The sequence below is a fragment of the Kitasatospora sp. SolWspMP-SS2h genome (assembly GCF_003259315.1).
GTDB classification, from domain to species: domain Bacteria; phylum Actinomycetota; class Actinomycetes; order Streptomycetales; family Streptomycetaceae; genus Kitasatospora; species Kitasatospora fiedleri.
Window position 1 is genome coordinate 140050 of the sequence record NZ_QLLT01000005.1, and the last position, 14679, is coordinate 154728.

9 protein-coding genes are annotated in these 14679 nt (G+C 74.6%); 2 read left to right on the forward strand and 7 right to left on the reverse strand.

Annotation, left to right across the window (positions count from 1 at the left end; all coding sequences use genetic code 11):
* Positions 1 to 8: 8 nt before the first annotated feature.
* Positions 9 to 2507, reverse strand: coding sequence for an aminopeptidase N (gene pepN, locus K353_RS08215; RefSeq protein ID WP_111552918.1), 2499 nt, complete (start codon positions 2505 to 2507; stop codon positions 9 to 11).
* Between the two features lie 138 nt (positions 2508 to 2645).
* Between pepN and K353_RS08220 the strand changes: the two genes are divergently transcribed.
* On the forward strand, positions 2646 to 3887 hold the full coding sequence (locus K353_RS08220) for a TerD family protein (protein WP_111553026.1): 1242 nt from the start codon (positions 2646 to 2648) through the stop codon (positions 3885 to 3887).
* A gap of 269 nt (positions 3888 to 4156) precedes the next feature.
* Here the strand turns inward: K353_RS08220 and K353_RS08225 are convergent, their stop codons facing one another.
* The 3 genes from K353_RS08225 to pruA all read right to left on the reverse strand — a co-directional run bounded on the left by K353_RS08225 (position 4157) and on the right by pruA (position 7734).
* Entirely contained in the window at positions 4157 to 4792 is a 636-nt protein-coding gene (locus tag K353_RS08225; protein WP_111553027.1) for an HAD family hydrolase, read from the reverse strand.
* 295 nt (positions 4793 to 5087) lie between these two features.
* Positions 5088 to 6017: a proline dehydrogenase family protein gene (locus K353_RS08230; RefSeq protein WP_111552919.1), complete on the reverse strand. Its 930-nt coding sequence runs from the start codon at positions 6015 to 6017 to the stop codon at positions 5088 to 5090.
* An 88-nt stretch (positions 6018 to 6105) separates the two neighbouring features.
* Positions 6106 to 7734: an L-glutamate gamma-semialdehyde dehydrogenase gene (gene pruA, locus K353_RS08235; protein ID WP_111552920.1), complete on the reverse strand. Its 1629-nt coding sequence runs from the start codon at positions 7732 to 7734 to the stop codon at positions 6106 to 6108.
* Positions 7735 to 8099: 365 nt separating this feature from the next.
* Between pruA and K353_RS08240 the strand changes: the two genes are divergently transcribed.
* Entirely contained in the window at positions 8100 to 9701 is a 1602-nt protein-coding gene (locus tag K353_RS08240) for a CdaR family transcriptional regulator (protein WP_111552921.1), read from the forward strand.
* Positions 9702 to 9829: 128 nt separating this feature from the next.
* On the opposite strand, the gene K353_RS08245 is transcribed toward K353_RS08240, so the two are convergent.
* The 3 genes from K353_RS08245 to K353_RS08255 form a co-directional block, all read right to left on the reverse strand.
* Complete coding sequence (locus K353_RS08245; RefSeq protein ID WP_111552922.1) at positions 9830 to 11341, reverse strand: alkaline phosphatase PhoX; 1512 nt, start codon at positions 11339 to 11341, stop codon at positions 9830 to 9832.
* A 247-nt stretch (positions 11342 to 11588) separates the two neighbouring features.
* A complete protein-coding gene (locus K353_RS08250) occupies positions 11589 to 12698 on the reverse strand; it encodes a hypothetical protein (protein ID WP_146616425.1) in 1110 nt (369 codons plus the stop codon).
* A 156-nt stretch (positions 12699 to 12854) separates the two neighbouring features.
* The gene (locus tag K353_RS08255) at positions 12855 to 14459 is read right to left on the reverse strand and encodes a hypothetical protein (protein WP_111552924.1); all 1605 of its coding nucleotides are present in this window, start codon (positions 14457 to 14459) and stop codon (positions 12855 to 12857) included.
* Between the last annotated feature and the right edge of the window lie 220 nt (positions 14460 to 14679).

The following is a 14679-nucleotide window of genomic DNA, read 5'->3' on the forward strand; positions in this document are numbered from 1 at the left end:
CGGAGCCCCTACGCCGTCCGGAACGCCGCCCGCACCGCCCGGGTGCGGCGCAGGTCGTCCGTCGCGTCGGAGAGGTTGCGCCGCAGCGCGGGCGTCAGCGCGGGGTCGGCGAGCACCGCCTCGGCGGCGGCGACCACGTCGGGGGCGGCCTCGGCGACCGGGAAGAGCGCCTGGCCGAGCAGCCGGGCGACGGTGTCGGTGCGGTCGGCGGCCTCGGTGATCCGCTCGAAGAAGCGCAGCGCGTACGCGTGCTGCCGGTCCGGGTCGCCGGAGGCCCAGAAGCCGCGGGCGGTGGCCTCCAGGATTCGGTTGGAGGCCGCGTCGGGGGTGAAGAGCAGGTCCCAGGCGCGGGCCTTGGCGGCCTCCTCCGGGCGGGCGGCCCGGGCCCGGGCGGCGCCGAACTCGGCCTCGCTGCCCGGTTCGCGGGCCGTCTCGGCGGCGATCGCGTCCTCGTCGAGCGCGCCGAGCGCGGCCAGCCGGGCCAGCCCGGACCAGCGCAGCTCCGGCCCGACGGACAGCCCGTCGGGCACCCCGTCGCCGGCCAACCAGCCGCGCAGTTCGGCGAGTTGGTCGTCGCCGCCGCTGCTCTCGACGGCGGCGCGCAGCGCGGCCAGCCGGATGCCCTGGCTGCCGTCGCCGGCCAGCAGGGCCCGGGCGGCGCGGCTGACGGCGGCCAGGCCCCGGGCGCGGCGGGCCGGCGGCAGGTAGCGGCCGGCCACGTGGGTGCGGGCGAAGGCGAGGACGGTCTCGACGATGCTGTCGGAGGTCTCGGCGGGCAGGTGCCGCTCCATCAGGTCGAGGTACTCGGCGGGGTCGAGTTCGGCGTCCCGGACCAGGTCGCGGGCGTGCTCCCACAGGACGGCGCGGGTGACGTCGTCCTCGATCGCCGACAGCGACTCCCGGACGGTCCGCCAGGAGTCCGCTTCCAGGCGGATCTTGGCCCAGGTCAGGTCGCCGTCGTTGGGGACGACCAGGGTCGCGCCGGCCTCGACCAGGGCGGGCACGGCGACCCGGCGGCCGGGGCCGAGCTCGACCGGGACGCGGCCGACCGGGACGACCCGGCCGTCCTCGACCCGGTAGCCGCCGACCTCGACCAGGTGCGGCCGGCTGCCCTCGTTGACGACGGTCAGCGCGGTGAGGGTGCCGTCGGCGGCGCGCTCGGTCTCGGCGCGCAGCGTGTCGACGCCGCTGGTGCGCAGCCAGGCGTCCGCCCAGCCGTGCACGTCGCGGCCGCTGCTGGCGCTCAACGCGGCCAGGAAGTCCGGGAGTTCGGCGTTGCCGTAGAGGTGGTCGGCGAAGTACGCGTTGAGTCCGGCGAAGAAGGCGTCGTCGCCGAGCCAGGCGACGAGCTGGCGCAGCGCGGAGGCGCCCTTGGCGTAGGAGATGCCGTCGAAGTTGACCATCGCCTCGGCGACTGAGCGGGTGCCGTTGCCGGCGACGGGGTGGGTGGAGGCGCGCTGGTCGGCGTCGTAGCCCCAGCCCTTGCGCTGCACCGAGAAACCGGTCCAGGTGCCGGTGAAGCGGGTGGCCTCGGCGGCGATCCGGTAGCCGAGCATCTCGGCGAACGACTCGTTCAGCCACAGGTCGTCCCACCAGCGCATGGTGACCAGGTCGCCGAACCACATGTGGGCCATCTCGTGGCAGACCACCATGGCGCGGCGCTCGCGCTCGGACGCGGTGGCCGGGGAGCGGAACAGCATCTCGTCGCGGAACACCACGCAGCCGGGGTTCTCCATCGCGCCCCAGTTGAACTCGGGGACGAACGCCTGGTGGTACTCGCCGAACGGGTAGCGCTCGTCGAAGAGTTCGTGCAGCCGGTCCAGCGAGGCGGCCGTCACCTCGAACAACTCGGCCGCCTCGCGGTCGAGTTCGGCGGCCAGCGAGCGGCGGGCGTGCAGGCCGAGCGGGATGCCGTCGTGCTCGCCGTGCACCGAGTGCAGCGGGCCGCCGACCACGGTGAACAGGTAGGTGGAGATCGGCTTGGTCGGGGCGAACTCCCACCGCCCGTCCTCCGCGCCGGTCCTGGCGCCGTTGCCGACCAGGGTCCACCCGGCGGGGGCGGTGGCGCTCAGCGTGATCGGCGCCTTCAGGTCGGGCTGGTCGAAGCAGGCGAACACCTTCGCCGCCAGGTCGGGCCCGCAGGTGGCGTACACGTACACCGCGCCGTCGGCGGGGTCGGTGTAGCGGTGCAGGCCCTCGCCGGTGCGCGAGTAGCGCATCTCGGCCTCGACCAGCAGTTCGTTCTCGGCCCGCAGGCCGGGCAGCGCGAGGCGGTTGCCGTCCAGGGCCGCCACGTCCAGCGGCTGCCCGTTCAGGACGGCGCGCCGCAGGACGGCCGGGTCGACGTCGACGAAGCTGTCGACGCCCGGCTCGGCGCACCCGAACCGGATCACGGTGGTGCTGCCGAACCGCTCCGGCCCGCCGGTCAGGTCGAGGTCGACGGCGTATCCGCGGACCTCCAGCAGACGGGCACGGACAGTGGCTTCGGATCGTTGCAGTGCTGGCATGCCCGCATGCTCGCCGAGCCCGCCGGGGGCGGGCAAGCCGGTTCGGCCCGGATTCGCTCGCGGCGTATCCCGGCGGGCCGGGCGGGTTGGCTAGGGTGGGGACGGCGGCGATTCGAGGAGGAGCACGTGACGACTGTTCTGGCGCAGGGCGGCAACGCACCCCTGGGGTCGGCCCGGGTCGTGGTCGAGGTCGCCGCGCCCAAGGGGCTGGACGTCTCGGGGCTGCTGCTCACCGCGGCCGGAAAGGTCCGTTCGGACGCCGACTTCGTCTTCTTCAACGCCCCGCAGGGCCCGGGCGTCACGCACCGCCCGGCGGCCGGCGGCACCCCCGACGCGATCGCCGTCGACACCGCGGCGGTGCCCGAGGAGATCACCCGGATCGTGGTCACCGCCTCGCTCGACGACCGGCGGGCCACCTTCGCGGGCACCGAGCCCACCGCGACCGTCCGGGACGCCGACACCGGCCGCGAACTCTTCGCCTTCACCCCGCCGCGGCTCTCCCGCGAGACCGCCCTGGTCGTCGTCGAGGTCTACCGGCGCGGCGCCGAGTGGAAGGTCCGCGCGGTCGGCCAGGGCTACGCCAACGGGCTGGCCGGCATCGCCACCGACTTCGGCGTCGCGGTCGAGGACGCGGCCCCGGCCGACGCCACCGCCGACGCCGCCACCGGCTCCCCCGCCGCCCCGCCCGTCCCCACCGCGCCGCCCGCTCCCACCGCGCCGCCCGCCGCCCCGCCGAGGCCGAGCGCCGCGCCCCAGGGCTCCGCCACCCCGCCCCCCATGCCCTCCGGCTCGCCCGCCGTCGGCAAGATCACCCTCGACAAGGGCCGGGTCAACCTGGTCAAGGGCGGCTCGGTCTCCCTGGAGAAGGCCGGCCAGCCGTTCCTCGCCTCGGTCCGGATGGGCCTGGGCTGGGAGCCCGCCGGCCGCGGCCGCAACATCGACCTCGACGCCTCGGTGATCGCCTTCGACGCCCAGCGCGCCAAGATCGACACCGCCTGGTTCATGAAGCTCTCCGTCTTCAACGGCGCGATCGCCCACTCCGGCGACAACCTCACCGGCAAGGGCGGCGGCGACGACGAGGCCATCACCGTCCACCTCGGCGGCCTGCCCCCCGAGGTCTGCGGCCTGGTCTTCGTGGTCAACTCCTTCTCCGGCCAGAAGTTCACCGACATCAAGAACGCCTACTGCCGCCTGGTCGACGCCGCCACCGAGGAGGAACTCGTCCGCTTCGACCTCGCCCAGTCCGAACCCCGCACCGGCGTCGCCATGTGCAAGCTGGTCCGCCAGTTCTCCGGCGAGTGGGTGATGACCGCCCTCGGCGAGTACGTCGACGCCAAGACCGCCCGCAGCATGGTCAAGCCCGCCGCCGCGATGCTCTGACGCCTCGGCGCCCAGCCGCGGGTGAGCCCATCACGGTGACCCACTCGCCTCCAGGTCGGCGCACGCCCCCCGGCGACGCGCCGCCGCCCCCCCCTGCTGACCGAGACGCCGGACGACTCGGACACCTCGCGGCGGGACAGGCCGACGGCGGCGCGGGCAGCGGCTACGCGGTACCCGAGAGGGGCGGCGGCGGTACCAGGCATGCTCGGCACGGTACCCGCACCGTCACGATCCCGGGTACGGAACCGCCCCGGCAAGACCGGTGCGTTTCACCTTGGTTGACGGTCGATCAGGTCTGCGAGGTCCGTCAGCGAGTCGACCGTCCAGTCGGCGTCCGGCGCGGGTGTGGTCAGGCCGATCGGCCCGCGGCGCAGGTGCGCGGCCCGCAGCCCGGCCGCCCGAGCCGGAGTGATGTCGTTGGCCGGGTGGTCGCCGACGTAGAGGATCTGCTGCGGGGCACCGGGCGCCCACGCGGCGATCCGGCCGAAGAATCCGGGTGACGGCTTGGAGACGCCCCAGTCGCCGCTGGTGGCGATCGCGTCGGCAGGCAGGTCGAGTCCGCGCAGCAGCTCGGCCACCTCGCGGTTCTGGTTGCCGGCGATGCCCACCCACACCCCGGCGTCACGCAGTTGCCGTAGCGCGGGCCGGACGTCCGGGTACAGGTCGGACTCCTCGATGTGGTCGCCCTGCCCGGCGGCGTGGCGGGCGCGCCACTCGGCGGCGATGTCGATGCCGGGCCGGATGAGGCGGACCGCTTCGGCGTTGTCGAGGCCGTGGGCGAGGACGTGCCCGACGAGCGCTGACATGGTGTGCTGCGGGACGCCCAGCCAGCGGGCCCAGCCCGCCCAGTAGCGGGTGTCGCTGGTGAGCGTCTCGCCGATGTCGAACACCACTGCCCGGATCATCATGCGGGCAGCGTAGCCGGGCCTCCGCGGCTGGTCAGGGTGGGCGAGCGACCTGCACCGCCCAGGTCGACGTGCCTGACAGCCTGATTGGCCCGCTGCGGATCTGGATCGCGGCGTGGACGTTCTCCCGCCGTCGACGCGCGCCTCGGAATGAGTCCTTCGGACAGCTGAAATGGATCTCTATCCACACCGTATGGCGGGGAATCCCGTCCTCGAAGGCCGAATTGGGCCAGACCTCTGATGTGCGGTAGCGGCGGAGCCGTCACCGACTCCGCCGCAGCTCAGGGCAGCTTTCCTAGCCGCGGGTGGCCATCGCGCGGAGGAAGAAGGTCAGGTTCGCGGGGCGCTCGGCCAGGCGGCGCATGAAGTAGCCGTACCACTCCTGGCCGTAGGGGAGGTAGACCCGCATGGTGTTGCCGGCTTCGGCGAGGCGGAGCTGCTCCTCGGGGCGGATGCCGAAGAGCATCTGGTATTCGAAGGAGGTGGCGTCGCGCTTGTTCCACTCGGCGAGCTGGCCGGCGATCTTGATCATGTTGGGGTCGTGCGAGGCCACCATGGGGTAGCCCTCGCCCGCCATCAGGACCTTGAGCGCGCGGACGTAGGCGAGGTCGACGTCCCGCTTGCCCTGGAAGGCGACCGACTCGGGCTCCTTGTAGGCGCCCTTGCAGAGGCGCACCCGGGAGCCCGCGTGGGCGAGGTCGCGGCAGTCGGCCTCAGTGCGGCGCAGGTAGGCCTGGAGGACGACGCCCAGCCAGGGGAAGTCGGCGCGCAGTTCGCGGGCGATGGCCAGGGTGGAGTCGGTGGTGGTGTGGTCCTCCATGTCGAGCGTCACGGTGGTGCCCGCGGCGGCGGCGGCCTGGCAGATGCGGCGGGCGTTCTCCAGGGCGATCTTCTCGCCGTCCACGGGGAGGAACTGGCCGACGGCGGAGAGCTTGACGGAGACCTCGGCGTCGGCGGCGAGGCCGGTGTCCCGGAGGGCGGTCAGCAGGTGCTCGTAGGCGAGGGCGGTGCCGGCGGCCTGGTCGGCGTCCTTGGTGTCCTCGCCGAGGTGGTCGAGGGTGACCTTGCGGCCGCTGGCGACCAGCGCCTCGGTGGCGCTCACGCCCTGGTCGAGCCGGTCGCCGGCGACGAAGCGCTCGACGATCGCGTGGGTGGGCGGGAACTTCTCGACCGTGGTGCGCACCTGCGGGGAGCGCGAGGCGGCGAGGAGGGCGGAACGGAGCATCGTGGACTCCCGGCGAAGCGGATCAGCTGGTGGAGAAGGGGGGTGCGGGGCGGCCGGGGTGCGGCCGCCCCGCGGGGTGCGGGCCCGGTCAGCCCATGTGCGGGTAGCGGTAGTCCGTCGGCGGGACGAACGTCTCCTTGATGGAGCGGGTGGAGGTCCAGCGCATCAGGTTCTGCTTGGCGCCGGCCTTGTCGTTGGTGCCGGAGGCCCGGCCGCCGCCGAAGGGCTGCTGGCCGACGACGGCGCCGGTGGGCTTGTCGTTGATGTAGAAGTTGCCGGCGGCGTTGCGCAGCACGTGCATCGCGTGCTGCACGGCTTCGCGGTCCTGGGCGATGATCGAGCCGGTCAGGCCGTACGCGGACGCCGACTCCATCTGGGCGAGCATCTCGTCGTACTGCTCGTCCTGGTAGACGTGCACCGAGAGGATCGGGCCGAAGTACTCGTCCCGGAAGTACTCGGCGGCCGGGTCCTGGCAGACCAGCACGGTCGGGCGGACGAACCAGCCGACCGAGTCGTCGTACGTGCCGCCGGCCAGCACCTCGACCTGCGGGTCGGCCTTGGCGCGGTCGATCGCGGCCTTGTTCTTGGCGAAGGAGCGCTCGTCGATGACCGCGCCCATGAAGTTGCTCAGGTCGGCGACGTCGCCCATGGTGAGCCACTCGACCTCGTCGCGGAAGTCGTCCTTGATCTCGGCCCAGATCGAGGCCGGGACGTACGCGCGGGAGAGCGCCGAGCACTTCTGGCCCTGGTACTCGAAGGCGCCGCGGGTCATCGCGGTCTTCAGCACGGCCTTGTCGGCGGACGGGTGGGCGACCAGGAAGTCCTTGCCGCCGGTCTCGCCGACGATCCGCGGGTAGGTGCGGTAGCCGGAGATGTTCTCGCCGACGGTGCGCCACAGGTGCTGGAAGGTCGGCGTGGAGCCGGTGAAGTGGATGCCGGCCAGCGCGGGGTGCTTGAGGGCGACCTCGGAGACGTCCAGGCCGTCGCCGGTGACCATGTTGATGACGCCCTTGGGCAGGCCGGCGGCCTCCAGCAGCCGCATCAGGTAGTGCGCGGCGAACTGCTGGGTGGGGGACGGCTTCCAGATCACCACGTTGCCCATCAGCGCGGGCGCGGTCGGCAGGTTGCCGGCGATCGCGGTGAAGTTGAACGGGGTGATCGCGTAGACGAAGCCCTCCAGCGGGCGGTGGTCGGTGCGGTTCCACACGCCGTCCGAGGAGATCGGCTGCTCGGCCAGGATCTGCCGGGCGAAGTGCACGTTGAAGCGCAGGAAGTCGACCAGCTCGCAGGGGGTGTCGATCTCCGCCTGCTGGGCGGTCTTCGACTGGCCCAGCATGGTGGCCGCGGCGAGGGTCTCCCGCCACGGGCCGGCCAGCAGGTCCGCGGCGCGCAGGAAGATCGCGGCGCGGGAGTCGAAGGAGAGCGCCTGCCAGGCCGGCGCGGCGGCCAGGGCGGTGTCGACGGCCTCGCGCGCGTCGTCCCGGGTGGCGTTGCGCAGCGTGCCGAGCCGGGCCGCGTGGCGGTGCGGCTGCACGACGTGGATCTCGGAGCCGCCGCCGAGGCGCTGCTCCCCGTTGATCGTCATGGTCAGCTGGATCGGCCCCTGGCCGCCCAGCTCCTTCAGCTTGGCCTCCAGCCGGACCCGCTCGGGGCTGCCGGGGGCGTAGCTGTGGACCGGTTCGTTCACCGGCGCGGGGACCTGGGTCACAGCATCCATGGCGCACGCTCTCCTTCTCGTCATGGGAAGCCGGCGAGGGTCGCACACCGGCCATGGAGGAACGCTATTCCCCGTCCCGGCCCGGGACAGTTGGCCGCGCCGCCAAATTCCCCCGCACGCCGTTGTCCGCCCGGACGAACACCGTCACACCCCGGTCACGGCGACCGCGCCCTGTCCGGCTCACTAAACTCGGACCCCGGACCTTGTCCGCCCCGACGAACGCCCGACGAACGCCCGAGGGAGCCCGACGACTGCCAGACGACTGCCCGCCTGACGCCCGACGGCTGCCCCCCGGACGCCCTGCCAAACGCACCGCCGGACGCGCCCCGCCGCACACCGCCCGCTCCGAACCGAGGACCCCGCCGATGACCGGCCTGCCCCTGCGCCAGCTGCTGATGTCGCTCGGCGAACCCCTGGTCGAGCTCCAGGCCGCGCCCGCCGGACTGGACGTCCCGGTCCGGCACGTGGCCATCCTCGACCCGGAGGACCCGCCCACCGCCGCGCCGGGCGAACTCGTGCTGGCCATCGGCGCCCGCGGCCGGGCCGCCCTCCCCGCGCTGCGCGCCGCCGGCCGGGCCCGGGCCGCCGCCGTCGCGGTCAAGCTGGACGGGCCGGGCCAGGCGGACGCGCTGCGCGAGGCCGCCACCGAGGCGGGCGTCGCGCTGCTCTCGGTGCGCCGCGAGACCCGCTGGGAGCACCTCGACTCGCTGGCCCGCACCCTGCTGTCCGGCTCCGACGGCCCGGACGGCCCGGAGCCCGGCGGGGCCGCCACCGGCGACCTGTTCTCGCTCGCCCAGACCGTCGCCGTGCTGACCGGCGGCATCGTCTCGATCGAGGACACCTCCAGCCGGGTGCTCGCCTACTCCCGCACCTCCGAGACCGACGAGGTCGACGACCTGCGCCGGCTGTCGATCCTGGGCCGCCAGGGCCCGGAGCCGTACCTGGCCAAGCTGCGCGAGTGGGGCGTCTTCTCGCACCTGCGCGGCTCCGAGGGCGCGATCGAGATCGCCGCCCACCCCGAGCTGGGCATCCGCCGCCGGCTGGCGATCGCGATCCGCTCCGGCGCGCAGCCGCTGGGCACCATCTGGGTGCAGGAGGGCTCCCGCCCGCTGACCGACACCGCCGAGCAGGCGCTGGTCGGCGCCGCCCGGGTCGCGGCCGGTCAACTGGTGCGCCGCCGCCGGGAGTTGTCGGCCGACACCCGGCTCACCCAGACCCTGCTGACCGGCCTGCTGGAGGGCTCCACCGGCCCGCAGTCGCTGGCCACCCACCTGGGCCTGGACGTCCGCCGCGCGGCCACCGTGCTGGCCTACGCCCCCGCCGCCACCGACGGCCGGGACGCCGAGCTCTCCCGCGACGAGGTGATCGGCCTGATCTCGGTGCACACCGCCGCCCGCCACCGCGGCGCCCTGCTAGCCCCGGTCGACTCCCGGGTCTACGTCCTGCTGCCCGAACTCCCGCCCGGCGTCCCGCCCGGCACCCTGCGCGACTGGACCCGAGAGACCGTCGACGCGGCCCGCGACCACCTGTCCATCCCGCTGCGGGCCGCGATCGGCCCCACCGTCCCCGGCCTCGCCGACGTCCCGGCTTCCCGGGCCCAGGCCGACCGGATCCTGGACGCGATGGGCCGCGGCGGGGTCGTCCCGGACGTGGCCGCGCTCCAGGACGTCCAGGCCGAGGTGCTGGTCTCCGAGGTGCTGGCCCTGCTCCAGGACCGCCCCGAGCTGCGCGACCCCCGCCTCACCGCCCTCAGCGCATACGACGCCCGCCACCACACCCGGCTCGCCGAGTCCGTCCTCGCCTACCTCGACGCCCTCGGCGAGGTCCGCACCGCGGCCGACGCCCTGCACATCCACCCCAACACCCTGCGCTACCGGGTGCGGAGGGCCGAGCAGCTCACCGGCCTGGACCTCGCCCAGCCCCAGCAGCGCCTGCTCGCCATGCTCCAACTCCGCCTGCCCGACTGACGGTTCGTCCGGCCGGCGGTCCACCCGCCCATCCGGCAGTCCACCCGCCCGTCCGGCGGTCCGCCCGGCGGCCGGCCCGACGCCCGGGGAGTCGGCGCTCCCCGGGCGGGCTCAGGTCCGGCGGGCCGTCACATCCGGTGCCACGGGCCGGTGATCGCCAGCATGATGCCCGGCTCCTGGATGTTCGCGAACAGCGTCCGCCCGTCGGGCGAGAAGGTCACGCCGGTGAACTCGCTGAACTCCGGCTCCTCGGCCGTCCCGAGGTTGAGCTCGTTGCGCGCCAGCGCGTACGTCCGGCCGTCGGTGGTGGTGCCGAACAGGTGCTGGAGGCCGCTGCCGTCCTCGGCGATGATCAGGCCGCCGTGCGGCGAGACGGTGATGTTGTCGGGGCCGTCGAAGTTGCCCCGGTCGGTCCAGACCTCGTCGTTGACGCCGAGGATGACCTTCAGAGTCAGCGTCCGCCGGGTCGGGCTGTAGAACCAGACCTGGCCGTCGTGCTGGAGCGGCGACTCCTCGCGGGCGAAGGAGGAGACGAAGTAGATGCCGCCGTCGCCCCACCACATGCCCTCCAGCTTGCGGGCCCGGGTGATCTCGCCGTCCGCGAACTGCTTGCGGATCGAGGTGGTACGGGCGTCGCGGTCCTGGACCCTGACCCAGTCGGCGCCGTACGTGGTGCCGGGCCTGGTGGCACGGGACAGGTCGTCGACCAGCTTGCCGCGCGCGTCGAACGCCTTCAGCGCCTCCAGCGCGCCCGCGTCGGCGGCCAGGGTGCGCAGCCGGCCCTTGCCGTGCCGGAAGCCGGCCGGCGGGGTCCAGCGGTAGAACAGGCCGTTGGGCTTGGCCGCGTCCTCGGTCAGGTAGGCGTGGCCGCGCCGCTCGTCGATGACGACGGCCTCGTGCGCGAACCGGCCGAACGCCTTGATCGGCTGCGGGTCCCGGTTGGCGTCCTGGTCGTGCGGGTCGACCTCGAAGACGTAGCCGTGGTCCTTGGTGAAGCCGTTGGCGCCGGCCTTGTCCTCGGTCTCCTCGCAGGTCAGCCAGGTGTTCCACGGGGTGGCGCCACCGGCGCAGTTGGTGGCGGTGCCGGCGATGCCGACCCACTCGCGGACCCGGCGCCCGCCCGGCCCGTGGCCGTGCCCGTGCCCATCACCGTGCCCGTGCCCGTCACCATGCCCGTCACCGTGCCCCTGTCCGGAGACCTCGACGACGGTGCAGCCGCCCGCCGCGGCCGGGTCGTAGACGTGGCCCGCCAGCAGCGGCACCGGGTGCGGCCAGTTCGCCCGCGGCCCGGCCAGCTCGTGGTTGTTCACCAGCAGGACGGCCCCGCCCCGCCCCTCGAACGCGGCGGTGCCGTCGTGGTTGCTCGGAGTGGACTCGCCGGTGACCAGGGTGGTCTCGCCGGTGCGCGTGACGATCTCGTACGAGAAGCCCTTCGGCAGCGCCAGCACCCCCTTCGGGTCGGACACCAGCGCGCCGTAGCCGACCGCGGTGTGCCCGCCCTTCGCGAGGGCGACCTCCCCGCCCGCGGGGGCGGCGATCGCCCCGGGCGCGGTGGCCAGCACCTCGGCGCTGCCGGCGATCAGGACGCCGGCCCCGAGCACGGTCGAACGGTTGACGAAGTCCCGACGGGACAGCGGCATGGCGGTCACTCCTGGAGGAGGGGGCGAAGTGCGGTGACCGACAGGCTCCGGGCCGGACGTGAACCGGGCGTGAATCCGACCCGGCGTCGATGTGCCGATTTACCGACCACATACCGACCGATGGCCCCGCCTTTACCTTCTCCCCGACCGGCCCGACCGTCCCGCCCGTCCCGGCCGTTTCGAACGCCCCTCCCGCCGATCCGGCCCCGACCGCTCCTCCCGCTGACCCGCCCCCGCAGGCCCCGCGCTAGCGCCGTGCCCCGTGCTGGGTCCGCTCGACCCGCCACTGCTCCCACGCCGTCAGCCAGGCCTCCTCGGTGCCCGACGGCAGCTCGGGCGTCCCGCCCGCCCACAGCCGCTCCCAGGCGCGCTGCGCGGGCAGGCTCGGCACCTCGCTGGCGAACGCCGTGTACCGGACGACCTCCTCCACGGCCGCCGCGCCCTCGATCGTCCCGCTCACCCAGTCCGTGTGGTGGGCGAGCCGGCTCAGGTGGTTGACCATGGAGGTGACCGCCTCGTCGGCCTCCTCGCGGGTCTCCGAGGCCAGCCGCATCTGCTGCCGGACCGCCGTCTCCCAGCGCAGCTGCCGGTCCTCGCCGCGCAGGTGGCGCGGCAGCCGGGCCGATCGCCCGGCGCGCAGCTGCGCGACCACCGCCGAGGCCCGCGCGATCGCCTGGACCACCAGGTCCCGGTGCGCCTGAAGGCCCAACTCGGCGGTCTCCGGCCCGGGTTCGGGGGAGCGCCGGTCCGCCCGGAGCGCGGCGAGCTGCCGCAGCAGCTCGGTCCGGCCCACGATGTACCGCTCGAAGTCGCCGATCCGGCGCAGTTCCACCGACCCCGGCGGGACGCCGCGCCCGGTGACCGTCACCGTCGCCCCGTGCACCCGCAGCCGGCCCGCCCACACCGTGCCGTGGCCGGCGCCCGTCCGGGAGTCCTCGTGGACCTGGACCGCGTGCGGCTCGCCGTCCACCGTGATCCACTCGCGCAGCGCCCGCACCCGCCCGGCGGTGTCGCCCTCGTCCACCCCGAGGTGCTCGTAGACCCGGTCGCGCTCGTCCTCGACCACGTCCTCCAGGTCGGGCAGCGGCCCGCTCGGCTCGGCCCCGGGCCGGTACGTCCGCACCGTCACGTACGGCCCCGGCGCGGAGCGCCAGTCCCCGGAGCGGATCTCCACCGCCTCCAGTTCCCCGTCGTGGACCTCGTACTCGGCCAGCACGTCCCACCCGGGCGCCGCCGCCCCGTGCACCCACCCGAACACCGGAAACCCCGCGCCCGCCAACACCCGCCGGCCGTACGCCTCCTGGTCCGAGTACATCGCCTCGATGTCCACGGGCCCGCTCGTGTGCTGCCTCTTCATCCCTCGCCGCACCCCCGGCCGCTCGCCACTCCAACGCCGACTTACCTTACGGCCCGGGGAACCTGTCGAGCCATCAGACGGACGTGGAGGGCTCGCGGAGAACTCGGCGGGGCCCGGCCGGGGAGGGACCCGGCCGGAGAGGAGCCCCGCCGCCCGCTACCCGGTCTGCCCGCGCAGCGACCGCGCCCGGACCGCCGCCCGCCGGGCCTCCTTGGCGACCTTGCGGTCGAGGTGCAGCTCGCCGACCGCCTCCAGCACCTCCACCGTCATCGGGTGCGGCACCCGCCAGACCTCGCCGAAGTAGCTGGCGGGGTTGTCGGTGACGGGCAGGTCGGCCACCAGCGCCTGGAGCCGGCCGCCCTCGCCGGCGGTCAGCAGCATGACGGCGGCCATCGAGTCGATCACCCGCCAGAGCGCGACCTCGCGGTCGGCCGCCGCGACGTCCGCGCCGCGGGCGCGCAGCCACTCGCGGGCCAGCCCGCCCAGCTCGGGGTCGTCGACCGCCTCCCGCACCAGCGGGGCCGCGTCCTCGCCGAGCTCGCCGAGGCCGAGCACGCAGTAGTAGCGGCGGACGGGCGACTGCACGTCGCGTCCGCGCGCCCCGGCCAGCAGTTCGCGGGCGGCGTCGCGCGGGTCGCGGGCGGCCAGCCAGGCCTTGAGCTCGGGCTCGGCGAAGAGCTGCCCGTTCTCGGCGAGGGCGCGCAGGAGGGCCGGGCCGTCCTGGTCGGCGAGGTCGCCGACCAGCGGGGCGTCGTAGCCGTCGGCGAGCAGCCACTCGCGCACCGCGTACTGCCCGAGCGGGGTGAGCCGGACGGTGCCGAAGCGGGCCGCGTCCTCCTCGGTCAGCGGCCGGTCGGTGTCGACCACCTCGGCGGCCTCCCCCGGTGCCCCCGCCTCCCCCTCCCCCTCCTCGAACAGGTCGGGGTCGATCGGCCGGTGCTCGACCAGCCCGAGTTCGGCGAGGTCGCCGAGCATCGGGTCGAGGACGACCATCAGGTCGGTGATCTCGCCGAGCATCTCCTCGTCGGGCTCCTGCCCGTCGGGGACGACCAGCAGCGCGGCGAGCACGCCCAGCGGGACGGTCTCGGCGCCGGGCTCGGCGAACGCGGTGGTCTCGTACAGCACGTGCAGCGCCTCGTCGAGGATCTCGGCGGCCTGCTCCCGGGCGTCCTCGACCTCCGCCAGCGCCTCGCCGTCGTCGTCCGGGCCGCCCTCGACCACCTCGGGGTCGACCGACTCGGCCTCCGCGGCGAGTTCCCGGACCAGTTCGGCGGCCTCGAACCAGAGGCCGAGGACGGCGGCGGGCTCGCCGGCCTCGACGGCCGCCAGGTCGGGGCCGGGGATGGCGACGTGGGTGCCCTCGTCGGTGGTGCCGGTCTCGACCAGGTCGAGGTCGCAGGCCAGGGCCCAGGCCCGCATCGCCTCGACCACGTCGTCCTCGTCCGGGTCCTCGGCGCCGAGCAGCCGGGCGGCCCGGACCCGGTCGGCCTCGCCGAGGTCGCCGTGCTCGTCGACCTCGCGGTGCGGGGCGATCCAGCGGGCCAGCGCGACGACCCGGGAGATCAGCGGGACGGCCAGCGCGGCGGCGGCCAGCTCGGCGTCCGACGGGAGGGTGATCGGCGGGATCAGGACGGCCGTGTCGTCGGGGTCCTCGTCGCCGCTCTGCGCGCCGTACAGGTCGGCGAGGTCGTAGTCGGCGGGCAGCAGCCCTTCGCCCTCGGACGGCTGCTGGTCAGGGGTGTTACGGCTACGTCCGGCCATCGCGCGCGTTCTCCCGGGTGCGTCGCAGGGCACCGCCGTCCGGTGGGCGGCCCGCCCGGGGGGCGGCGGACGCGGGGAGCGGCGGTGCGGGCCGTGCGTGTCGGCCCGTCAACCCAGCGTATCGGCCGCCACGACCGAACGCCTGAGCTGCGCGGGCGTCCGCCCGAACGAGTGGGGCGGTGCGTCCGAACGAGTGCCCGCCGGCACGTATCCTTCGGTG

Coding starts and splice junctions, on each gene's coding strand:
- pepN (WP_111552918.1), bottom strand. CDS start 2,507: ATGCCAGCACTGCAACGATCCGAAGCCACTGTCCGTGCCCGTCTGCTG.
- K353_RS08225 (WP_111553027.1), bottom strand. CDS start 4,792: ATGATCCGGGCAGTGGTGTTCGACATCGGCGAGACGCTCACCAGCGAC.
- K353_RS08230 (WP_111552919.1), bottom strand. CDS start 6,017: ATGCTCCGTTCCGCCCTCCTCGCCGCCTCGCGCTCCCCGCAGGTGCGC.
- pruA (WP_111552920.1), bottom strand. CDS start 7,734: ATGGATGCTGTGACCCAGGTCCCCGCGCCGGTGAACGAACCGGTCCAC.
- K353_RS08240 (WP_111552921.1), top strand. CDS start 8,100: ATGACCGGCCTGCCCCTGCGCCAGCTGCTGATGTCGCTCGGCGAACCC.
- K353_RS08245 (WP_111552922.1), bottom strand. CDS start 11,341: ATGCCGCTGTCCCGTCGGGACTTCGTCAACCGTTCGACCGTGCTCGGG.
- K353_RS08250 (WP_146616425.1), bottom strand. CDS start 12,698: ATGAAGAGGCAGCACACGAGCGGGCCCGTGGACATCGAGGCGATGTAC.
- K353_RS08255 (WP_111552924.1), bottom strand. CDS start 14,459: ATGGCCGGACGTAGCCGTAACACCCCTGACCAGCAGCCGTCCGAGGGC.